The sequence below is a fragment of the Streptomyces hiroshimensis genome, from assembly GCF_014650335.1.
Classification (GTDB): Bacteria; Actinomycetota; Actinomycetes; order Streptomycetales; family Streptomycetaceae; genus Streptomyces; species Streptomyces hiroshimensis.
In genome coordinates this window covers 1-6,880 of the sequence record NZ_BMUT01000009.1, presented here as the reverse complement: position 1 = coordinate 6,880, position 6,880 = coordinate 1, and the positions used below count along the sequence as shown (strand labels likewise).

At 71.2% G+C, this 6,880-nt stretch carries 6 protein-coding genes; all 6 read left to right on the top strand.

Annotated features, from left to right (window positions below; translation table 11 throughout):
- Positions 1 to 92 precede the first annotated feature (92 nt).
- A complete protein-coding gene (locus IE241_RS20380) occupies positions 93 to 1,079 on the top strand; it encodes a 3-hydroxyacyl-CoA dehydrogenase NAD-binding domain-containing protein (protein ID WP_229899555.1) in 987 nt (328 codons plus the stop codon).
- Between the two features lie 208 nt (positions 1,080 to 1,287).
- Positions 1,288 to 2,199 carry an NADP-dependent oxidoreductase gene (locus tag IE241_RS20375; RefSeq protein ID WP_190023240.1) on the top strand — a complete coding sequence of 304 codons (912 nt, stop codon included), beginning with the start codon at positions 1,288 to 1,290 and terminating at the stop codon, positions 2,197 to 2,199.
- Positions 2,200 to 2,278: 79 nt separating this feature from the next.
- Positions 2,279 to 2,932: a DsbA family oxidoreductase gene (locus IE241_RS20370; protein WP_190023239.1), complete on the top strand. Its 654-nt coding sequence runs from the start codon at positions 2,279 to 2,281 to the stop codon at positions 2,930 to 2,932.
- A gap of 220 nt (positions 2,933 to 3,152) precedes the next feature.
- Complete coding sequence (locus IE241_RS20365; RefSeq protein ID WP_190023238.1) at positions 3,153 to 3,794, top strand: hypothetical protein; 642 nt, start codon at positions 3,153 to 3,155, stop codon at positions 3,792 to 3,794.
- Between the two features lie 173 nt (positions 3,795 to 3,967).
- Entirely contained in the window at positions 3,968 to 5,701 is a 1,734-nt protein-coding gene (locus tag IE241_RS34835) for a mycothiol-dependent nitroreductase Rv2466c family protein (RefSeq protein ID WP_308433726.1), read from the top strand.
- A gap of 44 nt (positions 5,702 to 5,745) precedes the next feature.
- Positions 5,746 to 6,732 carry a quinone oxidoreductase family protein gene (locus tag IE241_RS20350; protein WP_190023237.1) on the top strand — a complete coding sequence of 329 codons (987 nt, stop codon included), beginning with the start codon at positions 5,746 to 5,748 and terminating at the stop codon, positions 6,730 to 6,732.
- Positions 6,733 to 6,880 lie beyond the last annotated feature (148 nt).

Here is a 6,880-nt window from a genome sequence, read left to right as displayed (position 1 = left end):
CCCCCCCCCCCGCCGCTCTAATTCCGCACGAGCCCGTCGCGGCAGCCTGTGCAGGCAGCACCCACAGGCAGGCAGGACGACAGGAGCAAGCGGTGACGGATTCACCCCTCTCACGCACCTCACCCGTAGGGACACGCATACGTACGGCGGCCGTGATCGGCGTGGGCACCATCGGCCTCGGCTGGGCCGCGCTGTTCGCCTCCGCCGGGCTCACCGTGCGGATCAACAGCCGCCGGCCGGACGCCGAGACGCACGTCAGGAAGGCGTTCGAGCTGTACGCGGCCTCGCTGCCGGGCGGCCCCGCCGACCCGGCCGAGCTCGCCGCCCGCCTGGAGTTCGAGCCCGACGTGGCCCGCGCCGTCGAAGGCGCCGACGTCGTCCAGGAGAACGCCCCGGAGAACCTGGCCCTCAAGCAGGAGCTCTTCGCCCGTATCGGCGCCGCCGCCCCCGCCCACGCGCTGCTGCTGTCGTCCACCTCCACGCTGCTCCCCGACGACCTGGGCGCGCAGATGGCCGACCCCGGCAGGCTGCTGGTCGCCCACCCCTTCAACCCGCCGCACATCGTGCCGCTGGTCGAGATCGTCACGGGCGAGCGGACCGACCCGCAGGCGGTCGAGGAGGCCCTGGCCTTCTACCGCGGCCTCGGCAAGACGCCCGTGGTGCTGCGACGGGCCGTCCCCGGCTTCGTCGCCAACCGGCTGCAGTCCGCGCTGCTGCGCGAGAGCATCCACCTGGTCCGCGAGGGCGTCGTCTCCGTCGCCGAGCTGGACGAGATCGTCACCTCCTCGATCGGCGGCCGCTGGGCGGCGGTCGGCCCGTTCCGCGCCTTCCACCTGGGCGGCGGCCCCGGAGGCCTGCGCCACTGGTTCGAGCACCTCGGCGCCGGGCTGGAGAAGAGCTGGCAGGGGCTGGGCGACCCGCCGGTCGACGAGGAGACCGTCGCCCGGATCCTCGCCCAGGCGGAGGAGGCGTTCGGAGGCCGCGCCTACGAGGAGCTCGCGGCCGAGCGGGATGCGAAGCAGACGCGGGTGATCGCGGCTGTCGCCGACGCTGACGCCGATCCGGCGGAACGGGCGTAGCCGACGGCGCTCATCCAGCGGACGGTCGAGCTCCGCTCGAAGCCCACTCGAAGTCTGCTCAAGCCTCGCTCGAATCCCGCTCGAAAGCCGCGTGAAGTGTCGGTTCCCCCGTTGACCTCAACTTCGGTTGAGGTTGAAAGATAAAGCTCACCAGCCCCACCAAGCACCACCAAGCCCCATCAAGCCCCATCAGAGAGAGGGACATGCCATGAAGGCGGCAGTTTTCCAGGAGTTCGGCGGCCCCGAGGTACTCAAGGTCGAGGAGATCGAGACCCCCCTCCCCGGCGCCGGCGAGATCCGCGTACGCGTCAAGGCCGCCGGTGTGCAGGCGTACGACACGGCCGTCCGCGCCGGCTGGGCCCCGCCCGGCATGACCCTCTCCTTCCCGCAGACCGTCGGCAACGACTTCGCGGGCGTCGTCGACGAGCTCGGCGAGGGCGTCACCGAATTCGCCGTCGGTGACGAGGTCCTGGGCTGGGCCGTGCTCTCCTGCTACGCCGAGTACGTGGTCGTCTCCGCCGAGCAGGCCGTCGCCAAGCCGTCCGGCATGCCGTGGGAGGTGGCCGGCTCGTTCTCCGCCTCGGCGCAGACCGCCCACACCGCGCTCCAGGCGCTGGAGATCGGCGCGGGCGACACCCTGCTCGTGCACGCGGCCGCCGGTGGCGTCGGCACGATCGCCGTGCAGCTGGCGCAGGTCCTGGGGGCCACCGCCATCGGCACCGCGAGCGAGCGCAACCACGAGTACCTGCGGTCGCTGGGCGCCACCCCCGTCACGTACGGAGAGGGCCTCGCCGACCGTGTCCGCGAGCTGGCCCCCGGCGGCGTCACCGCGGCCCTCGACGGCATCGGCGGCGACGCCCTCGACGTCTCCGTCGAGCTGATCAAGGACAAGAACCGCATCGCCACCCTCGTCGACTTCGGCCGCGTCGAGGAGCTGGGCGTCCGCGCGATCTTCAGCCAGCGGACCAAGGAGCGCCTCGCCGAGCTCACCGCCCTCTACGCCGAGGGCAAGCTGCGCGTGGAGGTCTCCGAGACCTTCCCGCTGGAGCAGGCCGCGGACGCGCACCGCGAGATGGAGACCGGCCACGTGCGCGGAAAGATCGTCATCACCGTCGGCTGAGCGACCGGCCGATCGACCGACCGATCGACCGATGGATCGATCGAACGAACGATCAACCGAGGAGATTTGGAGGCCTGTCATGAAGATCGAGATCTACTCCGACGTCCTGTGCCCGTGGTGCTACATCGGCAAGCGCCGGATAGCCGCCGCCCTGGACGGCTTCCCGCACCGTGACGAGCTGGAGATCGTCTGGCGCAGCTTCGAGCTCGCGCCGGGCGAGGGCAGCGAGCCCGGCCCGACGGCGGCCGAGGCCATGGCGCAGTGGACGGCCCCGGACGTGCTGCCGGGCCGGATCGAGCTGATCAAGTCCCAGGGCCGGCAGGAGGGTCTGGAGATCAACCTCCACAAGTCCCGCCCCGTGGGCACCTTCGACGCGCACCGGCTCACCCACTTCGCGGCCGAGCGCGGCCTGCTGGAGCCGGTCATGGAGCGGCTGTTCCACGCGTACCACACCGAGGCCCTCAACGTCGGCGACCGCGAGGTGCTGGTGCAGCTGGCGGGCGAGGCCGGGCTGGACGAGGCCGAGGTCCGCGAGGTGCTGGAGAGCGACCGGTACGCGGACGCCGTCGTCGCCGACGAGAACCGTGCCCGGCAGTTCAACGTGACGGGTGTGCCGTCGGTCGTCATCGACGGCCGGATGCCGGTCTCCGGCGTGCAGCCGCCCGAGAAGCTGCTGCACTTCATCGAGCGCGCGTGGGAGCGGGCGCAGAAGGAGCCGGCGGCTTCGGTCTGAGGCCGGCGGCCGTAGCTGTAGCCGTAGCCCTAAAACCCAGCCGCAGCCGCAGCCGCAGCCGTAACCGTACGTGATTTCCCCAGGTCCGCCCCGTCCGCCCCAGGCCGAAACCCATTGCTGCGGCCGGAATTCGATCCGCTCTCCATCGGGACTCCAGCCGGTTTCCGGAGTCTGTTCCCGGCGCTGGAAGTACTCCGCGCCGTTTGAGAGAGGAAATGCAGTGCAGCACAAGTGGAAGCTGACGGGCGGACTTGCGGCCTCACTGGGGCTTGCTCTGACGGGGATCATGTCCTCGGCCGGAACGGCGAGTGCCGACACCGCGACGAAGACGCTCGATTACACCTGCCAGACCCGTTACGACGGCAACTGGATCCCGGTCACGTACGCACGTGACTTCACGACCACGGCGCCGGCCAAGGTCGCCCCGGGTCAGACCTTCAAGGTCACCTTCGACTCGGCCCCGATCAAGGCCGTGGCGGACTTCAACAAGCTCCTCAACACCGTGAGCATCGCGTACAAGGTGCCGGCCAACGCCAAGGTCGTCGGCTACAAGCTGACCGGCGGCAGCAACCTGGGCTCCGCGAAGCAGTGGGTCGAGCGCAACGGCAACGACTTCGCCGTCAAGTCCGACGGCGAGTGGGCCGGCGGCGTCGAGTTCGACTTCCCGAACCTGGAGGTCACGCTCAAGGCCCCGAGCACCAACGGCACCACCCTCACCACGGGCGCGGGCGGCTCCAGCTTCAGCGACCCGGCCTTCTCCTGGAACCGGCTGCAGCCCACGACGAACACCTGGGACCCGTTCCAGTGCTACGCCGACCCGGCCAAGCCGGTGACGTTCTCGACCACCCAGGTCGGTTACTGACCGGTCCGATCGATTCCGACCGATTCTGATCGGATGACCGCCCCCGGGCGCGGCTGCCGGAGTGCCTCCCGGCGGCCGCGCCCGGGCGTCCACCGCGGGCCGGCCGTGGGACTTGGGACTGGGGACCGGGGACTTGGGACTGCCGAAGTCCGCCGAACGAGAACGGGCACGTGATGAGCAACGCATTTCCGCCCTCCGGGGACCGGGCCGTCGTCGCCGTCATCGGCGCGGGCACCATCGGGCTCGGCTGGATCGCCCTCTTCCTGGACCGGGGACTCCGGGTCCGGGTCAACAGCAGACGGCCCGACGCCGAGCGGGTGGTCAGGGAAGGGCTTGTGGTCTTCGCCCCCACCCTGCCGGGCGGGCCGGTCGACGTCGATGTGCTCATGGAGCACGTGGAGTTCGAGCCCGACATGGCCCGCGCGGTGCGCGGTGCGGCGGTCGTGCAGGAGAACGCCCCCGACGACCTCGCCCTCAAACAGGAGCTCTTCCGTACGGTCGAGCAAGCTGCTCCCGCGGAAGCCCTGCTCCTGTCCTCCACGTCCAAGCTGCTGCCCGACGACATGGGCGCGCTGATGGCCGAGCCGGGACGCGTCGTCGTGGGACACCCCTTCAACCCGCCGCACGTCGTCCCCCTGGTCGAGGTCGTCGGCGGTCGGCACACCCCCGCCGGGCTGATCGACGAGGTCACGGCCTTCTACCGGGCGGTGGGCAAGGTCCCCGTCGTCGTCCGCAAGCCCGTACCGCGCTTCGTCGCCAACCGCCTGCAGTCCGCGCTGCTGAGGGAGAGCGTCCACCTCGTGCAGGAGGGCGTCGTCACGATGGCCGAACTCGACGCCGTCGTCACGCAGTCGATCGGCCTGCGCTGGGCCACCGTGGGGCCGTTCGAGGCCTTCCACCTGGGCGGCGGAGAGGGCGGCCTGCGCCGCTGGCTGGGCGGCGTGGCGCCCGGCCTGGAGCGCGCCTGGCGCGCCCCCGCCGTCCCGGCCCTGACGCCGGACGCCGTCGAGGCGCTCGGCGCCGAGGCGGACCGGACCTTCGGCACGGACTATGCCGCGCTGTCGCGTGCCCGTGACGAGAAGCAGAACGCCGTGCTCGACGCGCTCGCGCGGATCGACGCCCGGCACCAGTCACTCAGGGAAGACGAGAACATGGAACCCCAGCCCCATCAGACCCAGACACCACAGCAGATCCAGACGCCCCAGCCGACCCGGTCGCCCCAGCAGCCCGAAGCGCACGTCGTGGACTTCTGGTTCGACCCGCTGTGTCCCTTCGCCTGGATCGCCTCGCGGTGGATCACGGAGGTGGCCGAAAAGGCCCCGGTGACCGTCCGCTGGCAAGTGATGAGCCTGGCCCTGCTCAACAGCGGCAAGGACATGCCGGAGGCGCGGCGCACGATGCTCGACCTCTACTGGGGCCCGGTCCGGGTCCTGGCCGCGGCCCGCGCCGCCCACGGCGACGCCGTCACCGGCCCGCTCTACACGGCGATGGGTTCCCGCTTCCACGGCCCCGGCGGGATCTTCGAGCCCGTCCGCACCGCCCCGCCCGAGGAGTTCCGCGCGGCGATGATCGAGGGGCTGAGCAAGACGCGCCCGGACATCGAGGCGGCCCTGGCCGAGGCCGGGCTGCCCGCGGAGCTGATCGACGCGATGGACGACGACCGCTGGGACGACGACCTGCGCGCCTCGCACGACCGGGTGCCCTCGGACGGCCTCGGCCAGGAGCTGATCGGCGTGCCGACGATCTCCGTCGACGGCGGCGCGGGCCAGTTCGGCCCGGTCCTGACGGAGATACCGCGCGGCGAGCGGGCGGTGCGGCTCTGGGAGGCCTTCCGGACCCTGGCCGGGGACCCGGCGTTCTTCGAGCTGAAGCAGAGCACGGGGCGCACCGAGCCCTTGACTTACTGACCAACCGGCTAACCGGCTAACCGATCAACTGGAGGAAATCTCAGATGCGTGTGATCCGTATCCGTGAGTTCGGGGGCCCGGAGGTCATGCGGGTCGAGGAGACCCCCGTGCCGCAGCCGGGCCCCGGTGAGGTGCTGATCGCCGCCGAGGCGATCAGCGTGGGCTTCGCGCAGACGCAGATGCGGCGCAACATCTTCCCCGCGCCGATGTGGCGGCCGGAGTTCCCGATCGTGCTCGGCGGCGACGTCATCGGCCGTGTGGCGGGCGTGGGCGCCGGGGTGACGGGCTTCCGCGAGGGCGACCGGGTCGGCGCGTTCACGCTCCACGGGGCGTACGCCGACTACGTGGTCGTCGATGCGGAAACGGTTCTGTCCGTGCCGGAGGACCTCGACGCCGCGCAGGCCACCGCCCTCCCCTCGCCCGGCCCGATCGGCACCGGCACCCTGGGCACGGCCGGACTCCGCCCGGGCGAGAGCGTGCTGGTGCACGCGGCGTCCGGCGGCATCGGCCACCTGAGCGTGCAGTGGGCCAAGGCCCGCGGGGCGGGCCCGGTCATCGCCACCGCGAGCTCGGCCGAGAAGCTCGGCTTCGCCCGCGCCCTCGGCGCCGACGTCGTCGTCGACTACAGCCGCGAGACGTGGGTGGACGAGGTCCGCGAGGCCACCGGCGGCGCCGGAGTCGACATCATCCTCGACAGCATCGGCGGCGACGTCCTCCGCAAGGGCGTCGGCCTGCTCGCCCCCTTCGGCCGCCTGGTCTTCTACGGCTCCGCGGGCGGCGGGCTGGAGATCCCCCGGATCTCGCCCATGGAACTCATCGAGATGAAGTTCATCACCGGCTTCGCCCTGTCCCGCTGGCGCGCGGCCCGTCCCAAGGAATACCTCGCCAACCACGAGGAGCTGGCCGCCGGCCTCGCCGACGGCACGATCCGGCATGCGGTGCACGCCACGTATCCCCTCGAAGAGGTCGGCCGGGCCCACCAGGAGATCGAGTCCCGGGCCCACATCGGGCGCATCGTGCTGGTGCCCTGACATCCCTGACACCTCTGACACCCCCTGTTACCCGTAAGCGTCAAACGTCCTAAGCGTCAAACGTCTTAAGCATCAAACGTCCTAGGGAGCGATGTGTCCCGCCGCCTGTTCACCTCGGAGTCCGTGACCGAGGGTCACCCCGACAAGA

Bases quoted from the DNA above. Each gene is read 5' to 3' on its own strand.
- IE241_RS20370 (WP_190023239.1), top strand. From the start codon at position 2,279: ATGAAGATCGAGATCTACTCCGACGTCCTGTGCCCGTGGTGCTACATC.
- IE241_RS20350 (WP_190023237.1), top strand. From the start codon at position 5,746: ATGCGTGTGATCCGTATCCGTGAGTTCGGGGGCCCGGAGGTCATGCGG.
- IE241_RS34835 (WP_308433726.1), top strand. From the start codon at position 3,968: ATGAGCAACGCATTTCCGCCCTCCGGGGACCGGGCCGTCGTCGCCGTC.
- IE241_RS20375 (WP_190023240.1), top strand. From the start codon at position 1,288: ATGAAGGCGGCAGTTTTCCAGGAGTTCGGCGGCCCCGAGGTACTCAAG.